17 protein-coding genes are annotated in these 21188 nt (G+C 47.6%); 5 read left to right on the top strand and 12 right to left on the bottom strand.

Going from position 1 to position 21188, the window contains the following annotated elements; translation table 11 throughout:
* Window positions 1-140 precede the first annotated feature (140 nt).
* Window positions 141-881, top strand: coding sequence for a hypothetical protein (locus GO755_RS19400; protein ID WP_157586960.1), 741 nt, complete (start codon window positions 141-143; stop codon window positions 879-881).
* A 5-nt stretch (window positions 882-886) separates the two neighbouring features.
* Here the strand turns inward: GO755_RS19400 and GO755_RS19395 are convergent, their stop codons facing one another.
* On the bottom strand, window positions 887-2104 hold the full coding sequence (locus GO755_RS19395) for a glycosyltransferase family 9 protein (RefSeq protein WP_157586959.1): 1218 nt from the start codon (window positions 2102-2104) through the stop codon (window positions 887-889).
* Between the two features lie 104 nt (window positions 2105-2208).
* On the opposite strand from GO755_RS19395, the gene GO755_RS19390 reads away from it, so the two are divergent.
* On the top strand, window positions 2209-4041 hold the full coding sequence (locus GO755_RS19390; RefSeq protein ID WP_157586958.1) for a hypothetical protein: 1833 nt from the start codon (window positions 2209-2211) through the stop codon (window positions 4039-4041).
* Here the strand turns inward: GO755_RS19390 and GO755_RS19385 are convergent.
* From GO755_RS19385 to GO755_RS19370, 4 genes are read right to left on the bottom strand one after another with little or no spacing between them, the layout of a single operon-like run.
* On the bottom strand, window positions 4036-5076 hold the full coding sequence (locus tag GO755_RS19385) for a glycosyltransferase family 2 protein (protein WP_317165909.1): 1041 nt from the start codon (window positions 5074-5076) through the stop codon (window positions 4036-4038). The genes GO755_RS19390 and GO755_RS19385 overlap by 6 nt on opposite strands.
* 8 nt (window positions 5077-5084) lie before the next feature.
* Entirely contained in the window at window positions 5085-5489 is a 405-nt protein-coding gene (locus GO755_RS19380) for a DUF2304 domain-containing protein (protein WP_157586957.1), read from the bottom strand.
* Window position 5490: 1 nt separating this feature from the next.
* Window positions 5491-6243 carry a glycosyltransferase family 2 protein gene (locus GO755_RS19375; RefSeq protein WP_157586956.1) on the bottom strand — a complete coding sequence of 251 codons (753 nt, stop codon included), beginning with the start codon at window positions 6241-6243 and terminating at the stop codon, window positions 5491-5493.
* On the bottom strand, window positions 6243-8321 hold the full coding sequence (locus tag GO755_RS19370; protein WP_157586955.1) for a DUF7657 domain-containing protein: 2079 nt from the start codon (window positions 8319-8321) through the stop codon (window positions 6243-6245). Before GO755_RS19370 ends, GO755_RS19375 begins: the two co-directional genes overlap by 1 nt.
* A 131-nt stretch (window positions 8322-8452) precedes the next feature.
* On the opposite strand from GO755_RS19370, the gene GO755_RS19365 reads away from it, so the two are divergent.
* Window positions 8453-9478, top strand: a complete 1026-nt coding sequence (locus GO755_RS19365) for a lysylphosphatidylglycerol synthase transmembrane domain-containing protein (RefSeq protein WP_157586954.1) — start codon at window positions 8453-8455, stop codon at window positions 9476-9478.
* A gap of 77 nt (window positions 9479-9555) precedes the next feature.
* Complete coding sequence (locus tag GO755_RS19360) at window positions 9556-11151, top strand: M28 family peptidase (protein WP_157586953.1); 1596 nt, start codon at window positions 9556-9558, stop codon at window positions 11149-11151.
* Window positions 11152-11184: 33 nt separating this feature from the next.
* On the opposite strand, the gene GO755_RS19355 is transcribed toward GO755_RS19360, so the two are convergent.
* From GO755_RS19355 to GO755_RS19325, 7 genes are all read right to left on the bottom strand, one after another.
* The gene (locus GO755_RS19355; RefSeq protein ID WP_157586952.1) at window positions 11185-11496 is read right to left on the bottom strand and encodes an AtuA-related protein; all 312 of its coding nucleotides are present in this window, start codon (window positions 11494-11496) and stop codon (window positions 11185-11187) included.
* Entirely contained in the window at window positions 11493-12815 is a 1323-nt protein-coding gene (locus GO755_RS19350; RefSeq protein WP_157586951.1) for an acyclic terpene utilization AtuA family protein, read from the bottom strand. The genes GO755_RS19355 and GO755_RS19350 overlap by 4 nt, the downstream gene beginning before the upstream one ends.
* On the bottom strand, window positions 12812-14107 hold the full coding sequence (locus GO755_RS19345) for a CitMHS family transporter (protein WP_157586950.1): 1296 nt from the start codon (window positions 14105-14107) through the stop codon (window positions 12812-12814). The genes GO755_RS19350 and GO755_RS19345 overlap by 4 nt, the downstream gene beginning before the upstream one ends.
* Window positions 14108-14115: 8 nt before the next feature.
* Window positions 14116-16215 (bottom strand): alpha/beta hydrolase domain-containing protein, encoded by a 2100-nt coding sequence (locus tag GO755_RS19340; RefSeq protein ID WP_157586949.1) that lies wholly within the window; start codon window positions 16213-16215, stop codon window positions 14116-14118.
* 67 nt (window positions 16216-16282) lie between these two features.
* Entirely contained in the window at window positions 16283-17890 is a 1608-nt protein-coding gene (locus GO755_RS19335; protein ID WP_157586948.1) for a carboxylesterase/lipase family protein, read from the bottom strand.
* Window positions 17891-17959: 69 nt separating this feature from the next.
* Window positions 17960-18841, bottom strand: coding sequence for an alpha/beta hydrolase (locus GO755_RS19330; protein WP_157586947.1), 882 nt, complete (start codon window positions 18839-18841; stop codon window positions 17960-17962).
* 4 nt (window positions 18842-18845) lie between these two features.
* Entirely contained in the window at window positions 18846-19733 is an 888-nt protein-coding gene (locus GO755_RS19325) for an alpha/beta hydrolase (protein WP_157586946.1), read from the bottom strand.
* Window positions 19734-19929: 196 nt separating this feature from the next.
* On the opposite strand from GO755_RS19325, the gene GO755_RS19320 reads away from it, so the two are divergent.
* Window positions 19930-21186 carry a hypothetical protein gene (locus GO755_RS19320; protein ID WP_157586945.1) on the top strand — a complete coding sequence of 419 codons (1257 nt, stop codon included), beginning with the start codon at window positions 19930-19932 and terminating at the stop codon, window positions 21184-21186.
* The last annotated feature ends 2 nt before the right edge of the window (window positions 21187-21188 follow it).

The raw sequence follows: 21188 nt of genomic DNA, 5'->3' as shown, positions 1-21188 counted from the left end.
CAGGAACGGGCTTCGCTTAGTATAAAAAGCAGTAAGCTCCAACTCAGTATCAGACTTTTACTTAAAAGCTGGCCTTATTTTTGATTTCAGTAGGTTTGAAGATCCTATTCCTATTTCCCTGACTTAACCTAATAGTACCTATGAAAAGTTATCAGACGTATGCTCGTTCGTCCGTATCCATGTCAACAGATGAGCGATTTCGGAAAACGCTTCAGCAACTTTTCGCCCAAAATCAAATAGATTATATTATTGAAACAGGAACCTGGTTAGGTACGGGGTCGACAAAAACAATTGCGACGACTGTAGAAGGCAAACATCAGCCCAAGGCCTATTATACTATTGAAGGAAATCTGACATTTCATACTATTGCCCGCTTCAATCTGCGCAAATGGGATTTTGTGAAACCACTTTGGGGTGATACTGTCGCTAAAGAACAAGCCCTCAAATTTATCCAGCAGGACGAAGCTTTACATCATCACGAAGATTATCCCGACGTTTTCATTGATACGCTGGACAATCCCGTTCAGTTTTACACCGATGAAGTAGAAGGGAAGCTGGGAAAAAATCCGATTATCAACGCCGTAGACTGGTTTGGCGATACATTTTTAAACCGAAAAGAGGATCTGCTCCGAACGCTCCTAATTCGCGTTCAGGATACTCGTCCACTCGTATTACTGGACTCAGCGGGAGGCATTGGCTGGCTTGAATACCAGACTGTTCGCGATACGCTTGGCAACCGGCCCTATTGGCTGATTCTGGACGACATTCACCATTTGAAGCATTTTAGGTCTTTGGCGGATGTACAGAAACGGAACGATTTTCGCGTGATTGACTATAGTCTGACCGACGGCTGGATGGTAGCTGAGCATGTAGCTGTTTAACCAGTTTATTGGGAGGATACACCCCGCTTCAACAGTATGTCCAGTTGGCGAACAACCCGATCCGTTTCGATGATTGTGATGGGGAAAGGGGATTCAGGATTGAATTTGTGAGCGATTGGCAACAGGTTGCTACGATTTTGCTCAATATATTCTGGATACAGATGAATAATACGATCATGCAGCGGTGGCGAGTAAGGATGCCAGCGAACCAGTGATTTGCCCTGCGAAATAACAATCGTGGGCGTGTTTGTCGAAGCTGCTAAATGTACGATTCCGGTTTCATTGGCAATAAGCAAATCGGCTTTTGATAGCACATAGATGAGCTCAGGGATAGACAATTTCCCGGTCAGGTTTATCACTTGTTCTGATTCGGGTACATACTTCAGGAATGCATCTGCATAGCTCATTTCGGAAGGAGCGCCAGTCAATATGATATGCTGATCTGGATAAGTCGTCAAAATATACCTGGCCACTTCAGCAAACCGATCCGCTGGCCATACCCGAAAATCCTGCCCAGCGCCCAGCGACAAAATAGTATATTGACCAGGCACTAAAACTGGCTTGGCATAGGCCGTATTGAAACGGGGTTGTTCGGCCAAAAGAGGCTCCTCCAGAAAGGCTTCAACAATTCGACGGTTGCGTTCGAGTTCAAATACCAGTCCCTCGCCCGATGGCAATAATCGTGTATACAGTTGATTGCCAAACCAGGCTTCCCAGCGTTTGATATTCGCGAAATCGGTCAGGCAGCCAACGCGCTCCGAAGCTCCTGTTGCTTTAGCCAGAAAATCATCCAGCACAAGAACGCGACTGTAGGTCGGGCAGAAAACGCTCGCAAAGCCTTGTTGCCTAAGCTTTTGCACAAATCGGAATCGATACAGCGGGCGCGTACTAAGTTTGTACATATCCGTCCAGATGAACGTATCGATCAGATCATGGTCAAAAACTTCCGCAACTGTTCTGATGGCACTATTAGCGCAGAGTGTGATGGCATAGTCTTTGTATTTTGTCGACTGTCGGATCGCTCTCAGATAGGGTCTGAATAGTAGATAATCGCCCAATACGTCTATTCGTAGGATCAGCAATGTATTAGGTTTCCGGGAAACCGAACCAGCGGTTAGAATTGCCAGCTGATCAATCAGGTATAATGTAAGATCAATCAGCCCTAGAATTGGAATAAGTAGGGGTGATGTTTTCAGAATTCGAATGATATTTTTCAACAGCATGATGGGTCTTCGTACTCTCGATTACGGATTCGGCTGGGCAATTTGCATACTTGTTTCTATATTTATCAATATACGGGCCAATTTCGGCCATAGCAGTTTTTAGCGTGAAAACGAAACCCAAAGGCCGGCCTCATGGCCAACCTGAAAAAAACAGCCCTAAGCCTCGCGTGGAAGAGTCCACGCCCAATCAGCAATCGATCAGGAAGCCTGTTCAGTCGGAAACGAGCCCTAAAGTAACCCGCTCCATCCAGCTTTCTCCGGCTGTTCGATACGTATTGATCGGTTTGCTAACGCTGCTCATTTTAGGCCCTGCTTTTTGGTACTATCGAGTTGTTTTCGGAAATGCAGTTAATGTCCCATTCGAAGACGATTTTGATAGTGCACTGTTATTTGCCAGTAATTATCTGTATAAAACGCCCACGTTTGTGGGGAAAGTCCAGCGTATTTTCTCCCAACACAACGAGCACCGAATTGTACTAGATCGGTTAGCCTTTCTGACCGACTATTCCTTAACAGGTCATATCAACTTCCGGCATCTGATTATTTTCGGCAATTTGTCGCTATTAGTGGTAGTAGGGTTGCTGTATCTGTCTTCGTTTCGCAGTTTAACAACCCTTCAGAAACTGGCTTATTTTTTACCTGTTCCATTTCTGCTTTTCCAGATGCACTTCTGGGAATTGACCGTTTGGGGCATGGCCTCTATCCAGAATCTCTACATCGTTGCCTTTGCCCTTTTGAGTTTCTATGCACTTGGCCGCGGTCAGCAGCAGGCAAGCTGGTTTTGGACAGCTATTGTTAGTGCCATCATTGCTACGTTTACGAGTGGTAATGGAATTTTCGTCTTCATTATTGGTATACCCGTATTATTTCTGCAAAAAGCCTATCGATCGCTAGGCATCTGGACGGTCGTTGGTGTGGCTACCGCTGCACTTTATTTCTGGGGCTATGCCAAACCAGGGCATCATCCACCGATTTTTGAAACACTAACGAAAAATCCAGGTCAATTTTTCGATTATTTCTTTACGCTGACGGGTTCCGATTTTGCAACTCAACCTACCTGGCCAGTTCGGGCGGGTAAATGGATGCTGGCTCTTTTTGTTGGTTTATTAATCTGGAAATCAACCAAACGTCAATTAACAACTAACGTAGCGATATTGGCCTTGCTTTCATTTATGTACCTGACCAGTTTATCAGTAACGATGGCACGATCAGGATTTGGCATTCAACAGGCACTTAGCCCTCGTTATGGAATTTTGCCGGTTATGTTGCTGATTAGTCTGTATATACTTACGCTTGAAACGATCAAACACCGCATAGGTCAGCCAATTTTCGCGCTGTTTGGTTTACTACTAGCGGTGTATTTGTGTCAGTACTCGTATCAGCAAAATCTACCTAAGGTTGAGGATCGCACAGCATTACTTAAATACGGCAGCGCCCTCTACAATGATAATAAGGCCAATCTAATTCTGTACCGGGACGATAAGGGCGAAGCGAAAGGTATTTTTCAGGATGCCCTTAAAAAGGATATTTACCAGGTTCCATCTATTACGCTGGCCGATTTGAGTAGTCCACCCAAATCGTTCGATGCCAGTCAATTAGTGGCGACTAACGATGTAACAGCGCAGGCGCAGCCTTTTTTGACCAATGGTTTTCTGGTTATGTATCAGGCATGGGCCATTATGAATGGTATTCCATCGGAGAATACGATTATTGAAGTAGTTGCTCAGTCGCCCCAGGGGAGTTATGCCTTCAGTACGAGCCGTCATATCCGGTATGACATTGTTAATCAGTTCCAGTCTATGCAGTACATGCACGCTGGTTTTTCGTGCGTTATTAAAAAAGCGGATTTGAAGCCTGGTCAGTACAAACTCTGGCTCCATCTAACAAATAAGAACACACAATCGTATTTCCTGCTACCGGGCGTTCTTGACCTATAAATGAGGGCGCATCAATCGGTAGAGCGGCCGAATCAATACATCTAGCCAGTGTCCCAACCGGTCGCCAGCGAGTTGATCGAAAGGTAGTGATAGCATACTATCCTGTAGTAATTCAGCATCAGCTACCTGCCTGAGTGCCTGCACCGTTCGATGGCGCTGCCGAATGGTATTGCGGTGGGTATACAGATAAGCATACGTACGAAATCGCATCCGCAAATACCCCCAACCCCGCAAAGCAAAGCCCCACATCAGTAGCTCAGTGATGAATAAGGCAGGCAGTAGTCTAAGCAAGGTAGCGCGGGAGAAAGTGGTCAGAAATGTGAGCAGCCGATTTCGTTCGAGGTAATAAAATTTCGTCGGAGAGAAGCCCAGTTTATAGTAATGCGTAACCACAGCATCGGCATCACACCATAGTTCGTAGCCGGCCAGCCTTGCCCGTAGTGATAGCTCGGTGTCTTCGAAATACATAAAATACGATTCGTCGAAAGCACCAATACGCTGAAGCACTGACACCGGCGCCAGTAGAGCCGCTCCCGAAAGCAATGGGATGCGTTCCTGACCATGATAGGTAGTTGCAGGCTGATTCAGTCCACGACAGGTCGTGATACCTGTATACTGCATCTGATTTCCGCAGGCGTTGATCGTTCCGTCGGGGTTGAGCAATTTGGGCGTAATGAAGGCAGAAGGATGCTGACGGGCAGTAGTCATCAGGCGTTCAAGACAACCGACCCATAATTCTGTATCAGGATTTAGGAAAAGCACCCAAGCCCCTCTGGCCTGACTCAGACCGAGGTTATTGCCACCAGCATAGCCTGTATTCGCCAGATTCTTAATCAGCCGGACTTGTGGATATAACGGAATTAATTCGGTCGCTACACCGTCACTACCATGGTTATCGACGACAATAACTTCGAAATTATCGTTGGTTTGCTGGTTAAACAGAGTGGGGAGACAACGAGCCAGATCTGCCCGACTATTGTATGATACGATGATTATACTCAGCACAAAGGCTGGTTCTGATGGAGCGTTTTCCACAAGCTCGCTTATTTCTCGTGTACCGCCACGGCAGCATTGGTTTCTAACAGGGGAATGCTTGCCCGAATATCACTCAATTCCTTCTTCATCATAGCCATTTCGTGGCTCAGATTCTTGATTTGATTTTGCAGTTTAGAGTTAACGACCGATAAGTGAACCAGAAAGGTGATGATCGCAAAAATAGCCGCCAGAAAAATCAGCGATGGTGGATAATAGACGCCCAGTAATAAGGAGATCTGTTCCAGCCCTTTGCGCCAGATAGCAAATACAATTAGAATAACGGTGCAAAGAATCCAGATAATGGAATATTCTTCCCGCAGCCGCCCCTGAACGATCAGCCGGAAAATCATGATCATGAAGATCGCAGCTCCCAGCAGGCTTATAATTTGGATGGTAATTGATAATGAGGCCATATCAGTTCGTTAGGTTAACCCGCTTGTTGAACAAACGGATATAGACAAACAAAATGCCGAGCGTTACTTTCAACATGTAATATACGGCCCGGCCCGTATTGATTGATGAAACGCCCCCTTGTCGCTCCCGCATCGTTACGGGTACTTCCACGATGCGTAGGTTGTATAAGCCGAATTGCACAATAGACTCTGGTTCAGGATATTCGTCGGGATAATAGTCATTAACGATTTTTAGAGTGCGCCGATTGAATGCCCGAAAGCCTGACGTACTGTCGTAAATGGCCCGACGGATCAGCATAAAGTTGAGTCGCCGAAAATAATTGATACCGACGCGACGAAGCGCTGTCGATTGAAACCCAGCTTTCTCCAGAAAACGAGAGCCAATGATGACATCGCCCCGGCCTTCAGTCATGGGCTGCAAAATTTTGATCAGTTCATTGGCCGGATGCTGCCCATCGCCATCCATCTGGACGGCAATATCATACCCATTCCGATACGCGTATTTATATCCTGCCTGCATAGCCCCCCCAATGCCCAGATTGACTGGTAAATCGAGATACAGGCAATTAAGATCACGAATAACGGCCATTGAATTATCCGTTGAGCAATCGTTGACGACCAATATATCCAGCCGCAAATCGAATTGACGTTTCACCTGATTGATCTCCCGAACGACAGTTGTAATCGCTGCTTCTTCGTTGAAACAGGGCACCACAATCAGGATGCGGGGATCGGTTATGGCCTGCGTTTCCATTAATTGTCGATCCGATAAATCGTGATTGATCCCAGCGTCGAAACCAGTTTCATACACCGTGTTTCGGCTGGCTGCGTCGTATGATCGAAAATGATATACTTCACGTTTAATTGCTTTAATCGAGGAGAGCACGGGTCCATTGCCACCGTATAACCATCTTCAAATGTATTCTGAATAATAACCGAATCGCGGCCGTCTACATAACTGGTATACACCGTATGCGCAAATCGGTTGTAGGCCGAATCTCGCTTCATGGTCGGATCGAGCACTTTCATGACACTACGGGGAGGAATGTATTTGACCCCACTCAGTACATCGACTCCCGTTGCTGTAACCATATAGGCCACATATTGCCCGCCAAAAACGGCCCATTTTGCAGCTGGTTCCTGCTCATGAATCGACTGCACTGTTTTATACAGCTGATGATCCGTAATGGGTGTCATGCCCTTCGAAACAGGATTTATTTTCAGATTAGGCAACAGGAACAGCATCATGGCCCCGCCAAAATAGATGTTTCGGTATGGCAGTGCCCAGGTGAAGAGCAATAACGAACCGACAAGCGTAAAGAACAGGATCGGTATGAACAGTTGCGACATTTTGAAAAAACCGGCCGAATCCTCAACGTTTAGGTTAGCAGCATAAATCATAAAGCCTAGCACCGCAGCACCGCCAATAGCCGTATAAAGGGTATTGGTTCGAATCGGAATAGTGGTCAGGTAATATAAATACGCAATCGTGAGCAGAACGTTGCCGATGCCGAATGGAATCTGCGTTCGGCGGGTAGGGCTCATACTCCAGAGCGTCAATTTCGCCAGCCACTCTGGAAACCCTACTTCAATCCAGAGATAGCCAATAATCACAAACACACTAAGCAGCAGTACGACCCAGTCCACTTTACGATTTAGTACAAAGCTGACAATGGCATAGGGAATAATAATGGGTGCGAACGTAATATAGTGCGCTAGCTCGCAGGAGTTCAGCCAGTTAGTTGGGAACTTTGCGTCAGAAACCGACCAGCTAAAGTATTCTGAAAACCAGTTGGCAATGAATCCTGTACCACCCAATTCGCTACGCTTGCCAGGATAAACCGTATTCATGATCGCGTCCAGGGAAGGCTTTACATCGGTATAGTAGGCGAAGAAGGCAACTCCTGTCAGGATAAGCGCTAGAGCAGCGCCCCCAACCTTAACTGGCCACTTACCCAGCATTCGCTTCAGCTCGAAATTGTTTAAGAGATAGCCCAGCAGGAGAAATAAAAGCACATAACCTAATGGAACCTCATACGGCGGATACAGAATTAACGCATACGTCATTAGCAACCAGGCCAGCGCGATTGAGCTTACCAGGATCTGTCTGGTATTCTGGCTATAAATCAGGTATACAGTCGCCACAAAAAGTAAACTCATTGCGGCAATCATGGGTGTTGGAATATAAACCCAGGATTGCGTACCGGAGGAAAGAATAAGCCATGCACTGCCAAAAGCCGACAGCCAAAAATTATTGCGTGTGACTAGCAATAGCATCAGGGTGGCACCAATTAGCGCAAACATGATTCTAAAATTATACATCCACGCATACCCCCGCTCTACATCCAGCATAAAGAAACCCCAGTGATCGGGTTTAAATAGCTCACTAAAGTGTTTGCTTGGTGTAACCAGTATAGGGGCCTTTTCGCCACCAATCGTCAGGTTTTCAGTTGGATATCCTTTGTTAGCCTGCGACAAAATCCAGGGTGTACCAACCGCATAATCGTCCATCCGAATCTGGCGGGGCTCGCCCGAAATAAGCCCACGCCGGGGATTACTACCATCGGGCATGATCTTATTCCACATGGCCAGCGACATGGGCTGAATTTTTGCCAGTGTGAGCAAGACAAATAAACCAACACAAATGCCCATGAACCACTTCAGCCGCTTATCAAACTTAATCAGTTCAAATGGCTTCTGCGTTGGCAGAATCTCGGTAGGTTGAGTTGGAGCAGCGGGTTGCGTACGCATTGGGGCCGACTGAGACTTGGGCTGGTTAACAACCGGGTTGGCCGCAGTGACGACAGGTTGGCCTTTCCTTTTCTTCGACATGGAGTAAACTACGGAAGGGTTTCTCGAATTGGGTTGATAATTGAGGGTAAGTCAATTATCAAACTTACTAATACCGTGCCAGTTTAGCCAACATCTGGCGTTTTGTTTATCAAAATAGCTAATTTGCCACCATGGTGAAGGGATTTTTTCGGCGGGTAATACCCATTTTGCTGGCCATAGGTTTGCTTTGGTACGTTCTGAAAGATGTGCCCTTAGCTGAGCTGGCAGAGCAGTTTCGTCAGTCAGATCCTCGCTGGTTACTCCTTGCCGGAGTGCTTATTATTTGCTTTCATCTGGTTCGGGCTGCTCGCTGGCAGCTTGCTTTACAGGCACTTGGCTTTTATCCGTCGCTCTTTCGAACAACTATTGCCTTGTTGGCAGGTTCATTGGCCAGTATGCTGGTTCCTGGCGCTGGTGAACTGACTCGCTGCGGTACCTTACAACGTACTGACGGTGTTCCGTTAGCCCAGGGCATAGGTTCGGTAGTGGCCGAGCGCGTTATTGATCTGCTAATGTTGGTCGTCGTAATTGGACTGACGGTACTACTTGAATTTAGGCGAATCGGTCAATATATGCTGGAACTACTGGCACCATTCCTTAGCCGATTTACCCCGAACGGGCAGTCAACCGGACTGGTGATTGGTATAGCTATCGGTTGTCTTATCCTGTTTAGTTTGCTATATCGGCTTCTACGAACCGACGCTTTCTGGCAACATCAGCTCGTTATTCGATTGGTTAACATTGCTACAGAGGTCAAACGGGGGTTTTTGAGTATTCAGCAACTTAAACGACCCGGCTTATTCGTTTTTCTGACCTTTATGAGTTACGGGCTTATATTTTTAACAACGTACACCTTATTCCAGGCATTGCCCCAAACGGTTGGATTGCCTCCTCAGGCTGCGCTGACCATACTGACGGTCAGTTCGTTGGGTGGATTAGCCGTGCCTACACAGGGAGGTTTAGGGACCTATCATTTTATGGTTAGCCGCGCTCTGGTTCTGTATAATATGACTCTTACCGAAGGCGTTATTGTAGCTACATTTCAACACGCTGTGCAAACCGGCTTTTCGCTATTTCTCAGCAGCCTAAGTTTTCTGGTTATTCCAATAGTGATTACCAATCGGCAGAAAAAGCGAGAAGCTAATTTAGTAAACTGATTTTTTCGGAAATTAGAGGCTCCATTCTTCAATAGGCTTTCGTTATTTCATCTAAACTTCCCAACAAAAACCGTTTAATGACTTCTCAACAACTACTACTGGCCGCAGGACTAATTACCCTGCCTTTTGCCAGTATCGCTCAGGACAAGTTCGCCAATACCATTACGGCAACTGACCTCGAAAAACACCTACGCGTTCTGGCCGCCGATGACATGGAAGGCCGCGAAACCGGAACCCGTGGTCAGCGGAAAGCGGCTGATTATATCGCTACTCAGTTTGCCGCAGAAGGGCTCAAGCCTATCGTCAAAGAAACAGATGGGAAGCTCGGCTATCTACAACCCTATACCCTTTACAAAAAAAACTGGGGCGATTTTTATGTTAGTGCTGGCGATAAACGATTTGAGCCTCAGAAGGATTTCATGCCAAACGGTCTGCTGTATTTACCCACAGAAACAACTTACGAAACCGTATTTGTTGGCTATGGTATTGGCGAGACGAACTATGACGATTATGCCGGGCGCGACGTAAAAGGCAAGGCCATAGTCGTTCTGGATGATGAACCTAAAACTGCCGATGGCAAAAAACTGGTGAGTGGAACCAGCGAAGCCTCCAAATGGGGCGGGCCAAACGGCTGGCGAGCCAAGAGTATTTTGGCAAAGGAGAAAGGTGCCGCTCAGTTGTTTATCGTCTCCGCTGAATCGGCCGAAGCGTTTAAGCAATTGCTCACCCAACGTAGTGCCATGCAGGCCCGATTCAATCGACTAAGTCTGAAGCCGGGTGCCGAAAATGTAGGCTCGGCGGGGGTATTTCTGATTACATCCGATATGGCAGCAGCTTTGTTGAGTACATCTACTGCTACATTAAGCCAAGCGGTGACCCAACTCGCTCAATCACCGAAACCTGTAGCCTCATCATTGGCAGGGAGCGTTGCGATGAAAGCTGATCGGGTCGACGAAAAAACTGAGTCTTCAAACGTGCTGGGCTTCATTGAAGGAACCGATAAAAAAGACGAAGTGCTGGTTGTTTCCTCGCACTACGACCACATTGGGATCAGTGCCGACGGTCAGATTAATAACGGTGCCAACGATGATGGCTCAGGAACGGTATCAGTACTAGAAATTGCACAGGCGTTTGCCAAAGCGAAAGCGGCTGGAAAAGGGCCACGACGGTCTATTTTATTCCTGACTGTATCGGGTGAAGAAAAAGGATTGCTGGGTTCGCAGTATTACGCCGACATGAGCCCGGTAATTCCTCTTGAGAAAACAGTGGCTGATTTAAACATCGACATGGTAGGCCGTGTCGATGACATTCACCTAGGCAAATCGGACAACTACATTTATGTGATTGGCTCGGACAAACTCTCGTCGGAACTGCACAAAATCAGTGAAGAGACGAATAAGAAGTACATCAATATGGAGCTGGATTATAAGTACAACGATCCACAGGACTCGCAGCGAATCTATTACCGCTCCGACCACTACAACTTCGCCAAGCACCAGATTCCCATTATCTTCTATTTCAACGGCCTGCACCCTGATTACCACAAGCCAACAGATGATATCGAAAAGATCGACTTCAAGTTGGCCGAAAAATCAGCCCGCCTGGTCTTCTACACCGCCTGGGAAATTGCCAACCGCGACCAGCGTTTAGTTGTCGATAGCAATAAGCAGTAAGTACTAAAATCCCGGCCCAACGAGTCGGGATTTTTACTTTTCTACCCACATCTCCAAAAGCGCGTAACTCAAGCTTTTGCCATGCGTATCTGTGGTGAGTGAAGTTGTTACACCGCCCGTTAGTGCCTGCTGACATACAAACTGAAGTGCGGGCAGGTTTGGTAATTCGTACCGGGCAATATCACCCGCTACAATATCCCGCAAATGTTCCTTAACAACTTCAGCGGTAACCCGACTACATAAAAACGGATAATCTTCTGCTTTGTAGGGAATCAGTGACAGGGTTAACGTATTGCCTTTATCTCCTGCTCTGCTGTGCGCAATGTCATACAATTTTATTTTCATGACCTGAGGACGGTAATACTGGACGTTATTTTCTCACGATCCATTAGGGTCGAAACGATGCCGACGACTTCATGAATGTATTTACGGGCACCACCGCCACCGGCTGGCCCATTGGTGTAGAGAGCTTCTACCTCTTCGCCTACTAGTGCTGCCTGTTGAGTTGTAGAAGCTCTACCTGCCACCCGCAGCCGGATTTCATATGGGTCTGGGTAATGACCAAAGTTCGTTCGGTGCACGGACGTGCTACCGATGTAATCAATTCGAAGATCGGTAAAACGATCCTGTAATCGCTCCTGAATAATCGAACCGGCTAATTGGGCTCGCCCCGGCGCATTCGAACCTGCATAGGAAATTTCACCTTCGCCAATAAAACCGGCTTCGTAACCTACGCTTACTTTTAACGTATCAGGCCGAGTTTGTCCTCGTCCACCTGTGGCCTTGACTTGATTATGGCCTGTTTCTTCCAAATGCACTTGCGTGAAATCAGCTATTACATCGGGTGTAATGTATCGACTGGGGTCCATGACTTCGTACAAAAGCTGTTCTTTTGCTGTCGCAACAGTCAGAATTCCACCTGTTCCCGAAACTTTACCAAACACCGCGGTTCCATCGGAATAAACATCGGCGAATGGGTGACCCAAATGAGCCATATCGGGTACGTCTTTTCGGTCAGGATCGGCGAAGTAGCCGCCCGTTAGCTGCCCTGCACATTCCAGCAAATGCCCGATTACCGTTCCCTGCCCAATCTGGTCGCTATCATCTAACGACCAGCCAAATTCATGCACCAGTGGGGATACAAAAAGTGAAGGATCTGCAACGCGACCCGTAATGACAATATCTGCGTTCGTTGCTAACGCGGGTAAAATAGCGTCGGTACCCAGATACGCATTCGCCGAAACAAGAGGGCCAGAATTCGTTAATGGCTTGCCCGTTTCAAGCGCGGTTTCCGTCCCCAACAATAAGCTAAACACGTCATCTCCCGTGACAGCTGCTACCGTTACGGACAAATTTAATCGCCGGGCGATGTCGACAATTTTTTGAGCGGCAGCCAATGGATTGGCTGCACCCATATTGGTAATCAGACGAACTTTCTTCTCCAGCAAATGCGGCAACAGACTTTCGATTCGACGCTCCAACAGTGGGTCGTAACCCAACATAGAATTCTGGCGTTTTCGTTTTTGAGCCAGCGCAATCGTTCGTTCGGCTAGGCATTCCAGCACGAGGTAATCTAACTGTCCTTGTTGAACCAGAATTAGAGATGGTTCCAGTCGGTCGCCGGAAAAACCAGCCCCGCACCCAATCCGAATTTGTTGTTTCATAGGTGAATAGAGCCAGTTAACAGAGCTGCCAGCGTCATAACTAACGTCGTACCGAACGCCCATTTCAGGATAAACTTCTGATGATCGCCTAAATCCACCTCAGCCAGACCAACCAGCAAAAAGGTCGAGGCTGTGAGCGGACTAACCGGGAAACCGACAGTCATTTGCCCCAGTAAAGCAGCCCGTCCAATTTCCAGCGGGTCGATGCCAAACTGAGTCGCCGTCTGACTCAGAATTGGGACGACGCCAAAGTAATAGGCATCGGGTGTAAAGAGCAGACTTGAAGGCATACTCGTGATAGCCGTAAGTGTCGGTAACCAGGCTGCGTGTTGCTGAGGAATGAGCGAAACCAGCGAAGTCGCCATAGCGTCGATCATTTTAGAACCCGTCAGAATTCCCGAAAAAACGCCTGCAGCAAAGATCATACTCGATACCATGAAAATGTTGTTACCGTGGCTCTTAAGCACTTTTTGCTGATCAGGTAGCCGGGGATAATTAATCAGCAACACAACAACGGCTGCCACAATGAACAGCGCTGGTGCAGGTACCCAGCCTTTCATCAGTGTGATGATTAGACCAATCGTCAGGACGGCATTTACCCAGAACAATTTCGGGCGTCGAAACTGACGTTGTTCTTCAGTCAGATTTTCGTGATGAACGTATCGTAGTTCACTAACACCGAGTCGTCTGCGCTCTTTCAGACCAAACCAGTAGGCAACAAAAATCACCCAACAGATACCCGCAATGATGGCGGGAACGTTCGGATTGAAGAGTTGCGTAGCATCTGTTTTTAACGTTGAAATGGCCCGTGCCGACGTGCCCGACCACGGCACCAGGTGCATTGGTCCGACACTGAGTGCAACAATTCCCGGCAGAATAAGTCGGTTAATATTTAGTTGTTTATAGATTGGTAGGAAGGCCGACATCACAATCATAAACGTAGCCGTTCCATCGCCATCCAGGTGTACAATCATGGTTAAAATGGCCGTACCGACAATTACTTTCAGCGGGTCGCCTTTCACAAAACGAATGATGCCCGCAATAATGGGATCGAACAAACCTGCGTCGAGCATCGTCGCGAAATACAAGACAGCGAACATCAACAAAATGCCCGTTGGAGCGACTTGTTTTATACCCGCCAGAATCATCTCTCCTAATTCTTTCGGACTAAATCCGGCCACAAAACCCATGACGACTGGCACCAGTACAAGGGCCGTAATGACCGACAGCCGCTTGGTAATGATCAGGGCTAGAAAAACGCCAATGGTGGCAAAGCCAAGTAGAGATAGCATGCTTTGGATTATTTTTTCAACACATTGCTCAATTGAGCCTTTGTCACCTCGGCTTGGGCGTCTTCGGGGAGCATGAAGCCTTCTTTTGTTAATTCAGTAGCGGCTTTCTGTACGGCAGCGACATAGGCTTCGTGGGTGCCGTATCGTTCTTCCAGTGACAGGCGAGGATCGCCGGCAGCCAATCGTTCGGCTTTTGTCGTTTTAAAGGGGATAAACATGCCATTCAGCGAATTCAGGTCGCCTTCGCCATAGCCAGCCCGACGCAGACTCCAGCCAGTATAAGTGCCCAGAGGTACTCGCATCGTGGTATTTCGAACGCCTGCAATCTCATTGCCATCCTGATCGACTTTCGGCACCAATACAACATAGGCATTTGCTTTCACAACCTTCGGCGGCTCCTGCGACACGACGCCCTTGATATGGTGCATATCGTAGGAAGGACCGAAATCGAGCAGAGGTACATTATTGAATTGCCCATTGTACACGACGCCTGGAATAGACGGCCAGCCAACGCTTTTCTGATCCGGAAGCACCAAAGTTTTGGCCTTTATGGTCGGATACACGCTCGCTGGCGGCTGTTTATTCTCTAGAACCCAGTGTTCAAGGGCAATCAATAATGCTCGTAGATTAGGTTGGTTTTGATTGTAATTCGTCATGAAACCGCTGGCCGGGTCGAGAAAACTGTTTGGCGAGTGCTGGGTACCCGCAAAGAGGTAAATCCGCACATTGTCGGGCATGACCAGGTCGTATTTCCCGTTCGGATCAGTGGTTGGTAAGGACGCCCGAATCTGCCGGTATTCCGACGAACTAAGCGTTTGCATAATCTTGGGGCAATCACCCGTCGACGAACAGGATTCCAGAATACCGCCGTTTATTCCAGAAACAGGATCTCGGGTAACACTCCAGGTGAAGGGCGGTTCATTGCTTGGATATAAGTGGTCTTCGTGCTGAAGTCCACCACCACCGGGTCGTCCAAAGCGAATATTTAAGGAGATACGCCGGGTTGCGATATGGGCGTTGATGCCATCAAAAACCCGCTTACCCATTTCGTCCTGATTAAATCCCAGCTGCAAAAAAGTACGGGTGAAATTGCTACACTGCGAGACGCCCTGCATAATAGCTGCCCGAATGGGGGTTGTTTGTGAACCTTCGGCCAAGAGCGGATTTCGATTATTGGCTTCATCGGCTACTCTAGTACGCAGAAACGACGCTATATCCCGAACAGCGGCAAAACCCAACCCGAGAACCAGCGGATTTTTAGCCGTGTAGACTAGCTCATAGATGTAATTCGGATCGAAACCATCTTTGAGTGAGAGTTGAGTCGTGCTGGGTTTACCCGGAAATGGAACAGTAGTACAGTCCGAAAATGCCCAGTCGCTGTTGGGAACAGGCATTCGTTGATCGGCTTCGTGAACCCGCCTGGTTAGTACTAAGCCCGTGTTGTCTAGACTAACTGTTTCGTAGCTGTGGTGCGTCATGCCACTGAATGGCCCGCTGCTCAGGTTCTGGGTTTTGGCTGGTGCAACCACTTGGAACTCTGCCCGAAGTTTACCCGTAATTTCTTTGCCGTTTTCGGTAGCAACCGGCACTTTCATCGTTAGGCGCGGGTTGCCAGGCGATGTGTCTCCGGCTAGTACATCGCCCTGCCAGGCGCACCATACATATACGTAGCCGCGTTTCAGCAGTACGGTATCAGCTGGAAATACATTTCCCCGATTCGGCAAACTCAAAAACAGTAATCCATTGCTTTTACTGATGTCTTTAGGACGTAGCAGAATAAACTCTGAGACGTACTCAACCATGCCCCGTTCATTTCGAGGAGCCAATTGCAGATCCTGAATGATTTGATTCTGAGGCAGCTTCGGATCGACTTCACCATAAGCCTGACCACGCACTCGTTCGTACATGCCGGCATTACCAAACGCTCGCCCGCCAGCGTATGATTCGGTGCTGGTAATGACCAGTTTCACAATTTTGGCCTGTGCCGAAAACGCCCACAAGATGAGGCAGCCGCTCAGGAAAAAGAGAAAACGGTATGTATAGCGAAAGGTCATGGATGAAATACGTTTTTTCGAGAGGGTTAGGGCTTCCGCCCAGAGCCGTGCCACGGTTCTTTAAACTATAAGGGTAACCGTGGCACGGCTCTGGGCGGAAGCCCTAATCCTGTCAGAAAAATTACATTGATTTGCCAGCCGCGATCTGCAACAACTCCTTGTCTGGATTATTTTTCACCTGATTTACATTGTCGAAAATCATGGTGGCCCCATTGTCGGCATTATACTGAGGCCATGTCGGCAGACCTTTGTGGTTCGGGTTGCCAGTTCGGGCGAAGGCAATCCAGGCACGGCTCATTTTATCGGCAAGGGTATGAGCATCTTTGCCGCCCCCTGTCATTTCTTCACAACGGCTGATGTTATCGAACACGAACGGAATTTCCATACAGTGCATGGCTTTGTAAGCACCATCCAGCACTGGCGACTGCCAGGTGAAGAGATACATGTATACTGGAGCTGCACCCGGAACGGCTTTGCCATTGGCCTGCCGAACGGTGAGCGGCCGGAAGTTGAAGTCAATGTCAATGTAATCGGATGGCTTCACAGTTTCGGGATAGGCTTTTTTCACCGCTGCCATATATGCGTCTGTTTTGTCGCCGTATTTCTTTTGCAAATTGGCTTTTGCCCCTTCCATCGAAATATCGCGGGTACCCGGTACGAAGGGCGTAAACTCATTTTTAGTCGACCCTACCAAGAGTGGAATGTCTTTCGAAAGCGCCTGAGCAGTTGCTTCCGAAGGTTGATAAGGTAGGAATGTACCATCATGAATTGGCCCCCAGCCGAGTCCCATCGTTGGTTTACCTTCCGCTTTTAGCGCATCTGCTACTTTACGGATAGCTTTTTTACCAGCCGCATTCAGACGTTCGTACGATATTTTTTGTAGCGAATCGATTTGTGTTGGTTGCAGGTGTAGCTCTTCCAGCAAAGCCGCGCTCACTTTTTTCGTCACATCGGGTTCCGCAAAGCTGGTTATGTAGCTACCACTCTGCACAATAGCTTTATGAAACAACCCTTTCGCAGAAGGTGCATTCATTAGGCTAGTCACTTTGCCACCCCCGCCTGATTGGCCGAAGATGGTTACGTTGCCCGGATCACCCCCAAACTGGGCGATGTTTTGCTTCACCCATTGTAAGGCAGAAACTAAATCCATCAGGCCCGCATTAGGTGAGTTCTTGTACTTTTCACCATAGCTTGATAAGTCGAGGAAACCCAGAATGTTCAGGCGGTGATTCACCGTCACAACGACCACATCGCCCTTTTTGGTCAGGTTTTCGCCATCGTAAGAAGGCAGCTCAACCGAAGAGCCGGCCGTAAAACCACCCCCATGCAGCCAAACCATCACTGGCCGCTTTTTCGCATTGCTGATTTCAGGCGTCCATACATTCAGGCTCAGGCAATTCTCATTGGTATAACCCCAGTCGTGGTGAAACGGGAACTCGATCTCATCATTCGTGGTCGTCGTTACGTCCATCGGGCAAACGGGTCCATAGGTCATCGAACTACGAACGCCCGTCCATGAATCAGGTTTCGTCGGTGCCATGAACCGCTCAGCCTTTGCATATGGTATTCCTTTGAAGGTGAACGTACCATTATGGATGTATCCTCGAACAGAACCGGACTCGGTAGGAACAGTGGCAATACCTTTGCCTGCCATAATGGGATTTTGCCCAATGGCCAACAACGGCAATGTAAGGACAGTTAGAACGAATAAAATTGCCTTGACTTTCATAGGTTTAGCGAAATTTGATGGTTGTTATATAAATGATCACACACAATTGTGCCAGTCAAAAAGTAGTAGCTATTGATTCACTACTCCATTCATTTTCAGAATTTTACTAAAAAATAGGAGTTGGTAAGGCAATGAATTTCCCCAGTAGTCCCAGGTGTGTGCGCCGGGTCGCTCAATGTAATCGTGCGGGGTTTTGTTCTCCATTAGTTGGCGGTGCAGATCACGGTTTCCCTCGATCAGGAAATCATCGACTCCAATATCGAAAATCAAGGGTAAGTTGTTCGCCTTTAACTTATCGGCCAGTGTCACCATTGTATAGCCGGGATAGGGTGAATCGCCAGCTGCAGGTGGGCCAAGTAACCTGGCAAAATTTTCGGAACGGGACTTGGCAAAATCGGCGGGTACTTTCCAGGTGGACGTATTAATATTCATTACCCCGCTCATGCTTCCGGCAGCACAATAGAGATCGGGATGGCGGCTTGAGATATACATCGCCCCATGTCCGCCCATCGACAATCCTGCAATGATACGTCCCTTCCGGTCTTGAACCGTGCGGTAAGTATTGTCGATCTTGTCAATTAACTCTTTTGAGATAAAGGTCTCAAACTGGCTGGTTTTAATAAGCGGGCTGTCGAAATAGTAACTAGTCGGATCACCGTCGGGTGTTACGATAATAATGTTGTATTGATCGGCGAGTTGGTGCAAAAGAGTTTTATCGGGCACCTTGGTCAGCCAATCGCGAAAACTACCTGTGCCGCCGTGGAGTAGATACAGCACCGGAAACGGTTGTTTGGCCTTTTTATATTGCGCGGGTAGTACCACAGCCGCCCGAAGCGTTCGGTTCATGGCGGCACTAGGTACATCCAGGGTATCTACTTTGGCAGCCAGTGAAGGCAACGCAAGCAGGGAGAGTATAAGAATTAAAAATAGGTTGGTAGGTATTCGATGCATTAGTCTATTGAACAGTAGTCCCGTTCGCTTTCAGGACCTTGTTAAAAAATAAGACGTGATTAGGCAGGGAGTTTTGCCAGTACTCCCAACTGTGACCACCCGGACGTTCGCTGTAATCATGCGGGGTTTGATTGAAAACCAGTCGACGGTGGAGTTCTCGATTGGGTTCAATCAGAAAATCATCGACGCCACAATCAATCACCAACTTCAGGCCATTGGTTTTCATTTTGTCTGCCATATTCACGACCGAGTAAGCTCCATAGTTATCGGGCGATTGCTCGATAGAGCCTAAAATTTTCTCAAATTCTCCTTTTATATTCTTGGCCATATCGGGCGGGAGTTTCCAGCTAGCCATTTCCAGATTCAGGGCACCACTCATGCTTCCAGCCGCGCAATAGAGATCGGGGTGGCGTGTGGCCAGATACAACGACCCATACCCACCCATCGACAGCCCCGTAATAACCCGGCCTTTACTGGAGCTAACCGTACGATACGTCCTGTCTATTTTGTCAATGACTTCTTTGGTTAAATACGTCTCGAACTGGCTATCCTTAATGACTGGGCTGTCCAGATAATAGCTAAAGATTTCGCCTTCTGGCATCACAATGATGAGATTATACTGATCAGCCAAGCGATGTAGGAGCGTTTTATCGGGTGTTTTGGTGATCCAGTCGTTAAAATGACCATAGCCACCATGAAGCAGATACAGAACCGGATACTTCGTTTTGCTCTTTTCCGTTGACCGGTACGATTCGGGTAATACAACTGCCGCCCGCAGGTTTTTCTTCATCACCGCACTCGGAATATCGAGCGAATCTACCTGCGCACTAAAGGCTGATAAAGACAGGATTTGTAAACTGATACAGAAGAGAAGACGGAAAAAATATGCCATATACGGTTAGCAGAAAACGTTGCTAGTTTTGCCTGTACGACCAAAGGTATGTAGATCGATTCTCAAATATATCCTATTGCTTCACCTGTTCATCATATATAAATTGCCTCACCTAGTTTATAAATGAACTGGTATCTTTAGGAAATTTTATAAGAATTAATAAATTCTCATAAATCGCTCACAACAAGTCGTTTACATGAAACTTAAGACGGGCAAGGAGGAGATTGCGTACTTACTTGAACAGGTAATCAAGAAGTATCAACTCGCTACTGGTCAACGAATCGTACGGAATACGAATCCAAAAAACTACGAAGAGGTCGCCAAAACACTCAGTGTTATCAGTAATGAATTACCCAATACGGCTCCTCAACTGGAACATGATCCTTATCCGCCCGATCCAAATCCCAAGCAACTCGATTATCCTCACCGGAAGTACGACATAACGGGTGTTCAGCTGAAGGATGCCTACAATCAGCTGGTCGCCCATCCCCGCTCGTTTCTAATCGATGCCAGTTACATTTATCTGTATGGGGTTGGACGTAAAGGATTCGAGCAAAATCCGCAGGATTCTAATCTCGTCGAGGGGTCAGATACATCCCTAACCTTACTGAAAGATGAGCAGGAAGCACTTCGTCAGCAGTTAGTAGCCTGTCAGCAGGAATTAGCTGCAACAAGCATTCGACTAAATGCTTCGTTCAAAAAACAGAAGACCGTCTGGCTCGTTAGTCTGCTCAGTCTTCTTGCCATTCTGGTCGTTGTCAGTGTTAATTGGTTCACCGAACGAACGGAGTGGTCCACTCTTCGGAAAGATCTGAATATTCTCCCATACCAGCCCACACAGGCTGAGGTTGACAGCTTATCAGGCATTTGGCTATATTATACGGGGGCACCCCAGGCAAGGGGTAATGACCCTAACCGGTACCATCAGGTCGCCAATAATCTTGTTGAGATAATCTACAAAGACGGCTATTTTACGTTTTATCGACACGGTGCCAACATCGACCATACGGGCTACGTACAATTTGAATCCCCTTCGCTTGTTTCCATTTATTCGCGAGTAAAAAACAATACGAGTAATGTAGAATCGCCAATTCATGCCCTGCTACGGCTGGATAAAGGCAAAGGCCACCTCACCAGCATTGCCACAACCTGGAGTTTTGACACAGGAAAAAGCAACGATATGATTGGTATCCGAAATGTGTTTATCAAGCAGGGCGAAGGAGGCTCGCTCGAAGAAATTATCAACACGCCCGAAAACGCTAATTGCCACTGCAAGATTATGAAGTGGACCCAGTCGCCGAATCGGAGTAAGACGTTCCAACTCAAATATAGATTGCTGGATACGCTTGCCGATGAATCGCTAAAAAACCTGATCAACGAGAAAAGCATTCTCCTGCGAGAACCGCAGGAGGGGCTTATTCTCACGCCAGAACTGATGAACAAACAGCAGTAAAC

The organism is Spirosoma arboris (assembly GCF_009754945.1).
GTDB lineage: Bacteria > Bacteroidota > Bacteroidia > Cytophagales > Spirosomataceae > Spirosoma > Spirosoma arboris.
This window is presented reverse-complemented; position numbering and strand designations above follow the sequence as displayed.

Bases quoted from the DNA above. Each gene is read 5' to 3' on its own strand.
- GO755_RS19400 (WP_157586960.1), top strand. From the start codon at position 141: ATGAAAAGTTATCAGACGTATGCTCGTTCGTCCGTATCCATGTCAACA.
- GO755_RS19395 (WP_157586959.1), bottom strand. From the start codon at position 2,104: ATGCTGTTGAAAAATATCATTCGAATTCTGAAAACATCACCCCTACTT.
- GO755_RS19380 (WP_157586957.1), bottom strand. From the start codon at position 5,489: ATGGCCTCATTATCAATTACCATCCAAATTATAAGCCTGCTGGGAGCT.
- GO755_RS19375 (WP_157586956.1), bottom strand. From the start codon at position 6,243: ATGGAAACGCAGGCCATAACCGATCCCCGCATCCTGATTGTGGTGCCC.
- GO755_RS19370 (WP_157586955.1), bottom strand. From the start codon at position 8,321: ATGTCGAAGAAAAGGAAAGGCCAACCTGTCGTCACTGCGGCCAACCCG.
- GO755_RS19365 (WP_157586954.1), top strand. From the start codon at position 8,453: ATGGTGAAGGGATTTTTTCGGCGGGTAATACCCATTTTGCTGGCCATA.
- GO755_RS19360 (WP_157586953.1), top strand. From the start codon at position 9,556: ATGACTTCTCAACAACTACTACTGGCCGCAGGACTAATTACCCTGCCT.
- GO755_RS19355 (WP_157586952.1), bottom strand. From the start codon at position 11,496: ATGAAAATAAAATTGTATGACATTGCGCACAGCAGAGCAGGAGATAAA.
- GO755_RS19350 (WP_157586951.1), bottom strand. From the start codon at position 12,815: ATGAAACAACAAATTCGGATTGGGTGCGGGGCTGGTTTTTCCGGCGAC.
- GO755_RS19345 (WP_157586950.1), bottom strand. From the start codon at position 14,107: ATGCTATCTCTACTTGGCTTTGCCACCATTGGCGTTTTTCTAGCCCTG.
- GO755_RS19335 (WP_157586948.1), bottom strand. From the start codon at position 17,890: ATGAAAGTCAAGGCAATTTTATTCGTTCTAACTGTCCTTACATTGCCG.
- GO755_RS19330 (WP_157586947.1), bottom strand. From the start codon at position 18,841: ATGCATCGAATACCTACCAACCTATTTTTAATTCTTATACTCTCCCTG.
- GO755_RS19325 (WP_157586946.1), bottom strand. From the start codon at position 19,733: ATGGCATATTTTTTCCGTCTTCTCTTCTGTATCAGTTTACAAATCCTG.
- GO755_RS19320 (WP_157586945.1), top strand. From the start codon at position 19,930: ATGAAACTTAAGACGGGCAAGGAGGAGATTGCGTACTTACTTGAACAG.